This window comes from Amphibacillus jilinensis Y1, from assembly GCF_000306965.1.
In the GTDB taxonomy this organism is placed as follows: Bacteria; Bacillota; Bacilli; order Bacillales; family Amphibacillaceae; genus Amphibacillus_C; species Amphibacillus_C jilinensis.
Genome location: NZ_AMWI01000081.1, coordinates 1 through 883, shown reverse-complemented (window position 1 = coordinate 883; position 883 = coordinate 1). Strand labels below are relative to the sequence as shown.

Annotated in this window: 3 protein-coding genes; all 3 read left to right on the top strand. The window is 41.1% G+C overall.

The window, feature by feature from the left end; all coding sequences use genetic code 11:
* Positions 1-369 (top strand): DUF4176 domain-containing protein (locus tag B494_RS0100470; RefSeq protein ID WP_017470388.1); only part of this gene is annotated, 369 nt, incomplete at its 5' end.
* 18 nt (positions 370-387) lie between these two features.
* Complete coding sequence (locus B494_RS0100465) at positions 388-612, top strand: hypothetical protein (protein WP_017470387.1); 225 nt, start codon at positions 388-390, stop codon at positions 610-612.
* A 61-nt stretch (positions 613-673) separates the two neighbouring features.
* Positions 674-883 (top strand): hypothetical protein (locus B494_RS0100460; RefSeq protein WP_017470386.1); only part of this gene is annotated, 210 nt, incomplete at its 3' end.

The window sequence follows — 883 nt, the reverse complement described above, 5'->3', positions numbered from 1 at the left end:
ATAGTAAGAGAGGTGTTGCCGTTAGGTTCTGTTGTCGAATTAGATCCTCTCTACTTTAAGCCGAGCGAGAAAACAGATTCTCCCACGTTACTTGTCATTACAGGACGCTTTATTGCGCCAAAAGGCTATATGACGTACTTCCCTTATAAAGGTGTCGTCTATCCGGTGGGGGAAGTGAAAGCAAACGCCCATGTGCACTTCACGGCACCGTTGATCAAAAAAGTGATCCAGCGCGGGTATAAAGATGAAAGTGAATTAGCTTTTGAACTGATGATGAAGCGAGAATTAATGCTAAATAGAGGGATGACCTCCCTTGAATTTTCTCCTAAGGCTATGACACAGCTACAAACAGAATTGACTAAAGATTAATGATAGGATGAGGGACACATGGTATATGATGCAAGTTTTTGCCATAAAGTTGTGAATGGATCGGGCTTTTCGAGTGGTGTTCTTAATCATTTAGATAAGGTACAACGGGCCATTGAGAAAAACTACGCAGATATGGATTTAGAGAATGCCTCCGTGCAAGAAGAGATGGAGGAGATTGTCGCCGAGATGGTTAAGGAGATAGAGGCGCTTAAAACGTATGTGTCGGACGTTCATTTTAAATAAGCTTGCGGTGATGTGAGATAAAAAGGATGGGATGTCTGTAACAGGAAAGGTGTGATGAGGCGTGGCAAATGGAAAAATTCAATTAGATACGTCCCGATTAGCAATAATTCTAAATAATTTAAAGGCAAGTATGGAAGAATTTGAAAGTTATACGATGACATTTCGTACCCAAACGCGGGATCAATTAGATGATTTTCAATCTGATTTTGCCAGTAAAGCCAGTGAGCTCTTGACGAATATGCGTGATGATGTAAAGTCGGATTTACTCGAC

Bases quoted from the DNA above. Each gene is read 5' to 3' on its own strand.
- B494_RS0100465 (WP_017470387.1), top strand. From the start codon at position 388: ATGGTATATGATGCAAGTTTTTGCCATAAAGTTGTGAATGGATCGGGC.